The organism is Stenotrophomonas sp. P5_B8, from assembly GCF_054049855.1.
Genome location: NZ_JBFULO010000626.1, coordinates 1 through 1,646, shown reverse-complemented (window position 1 = coordinate 1,646; position 1,646 = coordinate 1). Strand labels below are relative to the sequence as shown.

Below are 1,646 nucleotides of genomic sequence, written 5' to 3'. Positions count from 1 at the left end.
TCCCATTGCACGGCACCATCATCGATTCAGAGCCTGTGGGCAGCGCTGTCAGGGCATCCAAGGCCGGGCCGGGCGAGCTTTGGAGGACAGTGTTTCCGGCACTATCGACGATGCAATAGGCAGAGTCCTTGGTCATGGCGTCGTAAGCGTTGACGTTCTGTGGCTTCAAGTCGACGAAGAACTTCCCTTTCGCATCTCTTCTTATTCCTTCGATCAGGTGATCAAGCTCCTCTTGCAGTTCCGTGCGAAGTAAGYGCTCAGGCAGCTTAGGAGAGGTCATGGCGAGCATGACCAAGATGGCAGCCACTGCGGCGACCAGCACCGCCAGCATGGTGCCGATCATCAAGCGCGCGGTCAGGCTACGCGGCAGCATCGGAGGGGAGGAGAGAGAAGCCCAAATTGCGCACGTTGATGAGGGCAAGCGGGGCGTCAATCGCAGCAAGCTTTTTCCGTAGGCGGTGCAAAGCGACGTCCWAGGCATTGGGGGTGACAGCGTCTGAAACGCCCCAAGCGGCAGCCTCCAGTGCGGTGCGGCGGACCACTTGGCCGGCGGCCCTCACCATCAGGATGATGAGTTGCAGCTCTGCCGGTGCCAGACTGATCTGCTCTTGCTGGTGTCGCATGCAGCTGAGTTCGGGCAGGATCTGAAGACCGTGGTAGCTGAGATGAAGCTCGCGGAACTCTGCGGGCCGTCGCATCAGCGCTCGCACGCGCGCTGTGAGTTCTTCTATGGCAAAGGGCTTGGGCAGGTAGTCGTCGGCCCCCGCGTCCAGCCCGGCCACGCGATCATGCAGCGCGTCCTTGGCGGTCAGCATCAGGCACGGGAGCTGATTGTCCGCCGCGCGCAACCTTCGGATCAGGGTCAAGCCGTCGCCATCGGGTAACCCGCGATCTACGATGGCCAGCGCGTAAGGAAGGCGCAGCAGCCCGTGCCAGGCGGCCTCCAAGGTGGCGAACGTGTCCACGGCGATGCCTGCAGCCCCCAGTCCACGCTCGACCAAGCTGGCCAAGCGTGGATGATCCTCAACCAAGGCAATTCGATTGGAAACGGCCGGGGCGGGCACGGAGGGGACCATGGGGGCTCAGGTTTTAGTATGAACGATCAGAAGCTCCGGGATATTCCACAGCGCACCCCGGCGGACCCGTTCGAGTCGGGCTCCAAAAGGGGGCTGTCCACCAGTTCGTTCGGCAGGAACTTGTAGTCCACGCCGCCGAGCACCCGCCATTTGCCCCCCAATGGGCGGGAGAAGCCCACGCTGACTTGGGGAACCAGCGCTGAGCCGGGCTGGTAGCTTGCCACGCCCCGACTGATTTCTTCGTCCAGGGTCCCGTAGTAGTAGTTGACCAGATCCTTGGACATCCATCGAACCCCGGCACCAGGCACGACCGTGGTGCGCCCCCATTGCAGGGCATAGCCGTAGTCCACAGCAAGCTCGTAACCCCCACTGGTGTCGGTTACGTCGGCCAAGGCGCTGACCTTCAGCTCCCCGGCCCGCCCTCGCCAGCTGGCGGCCACGCCGGCGTCGAGCCCGTCATCGCGGTCCTCCAAGGCAGTAGCGTCCAGGCCATTGCGGGCTAGGCCGGCGCGGGAAAGGTCCTTGATGTCAAACCCGTCGAAGCGTCCAGAAAGGACCGCATCCAAGGAG

General features: G+C 63.1%; 3 protein-coding genes. All 3 read right to left on the bottom strand.

Annotated features, from left to right (window positions below; translation table 11 throughout):
• The coding region (locus ACXJKH_RS20125; protein ID WP_457322015.1) for a hypothetical protein at positions 1-343 on the bottom strand (343 nt) is incomplete at its 3' end.
• A gap of 16 nt (positions 344-359) precedes the next feature.
• A complete protein-coding gene (locus ACXJKH_RS20120) occupies positions 360-1,076 on the bottom strand; it encodes a response regulator transcription factor (RefSeq protein ID WP_457322013.1) in 717 nt (238 codons plus the stop codon).
• Between the two features lie 26 nt (positions 1,077-1,102).
• A partial coding sequence (locus ACXJKH_RS20115; RefSeq protein ID WP_457322011.1) for a MipA/OmpV family protein occupies positions 1,103-1,646 on the bottom strand: 544 nt, incomplete at its 5' end.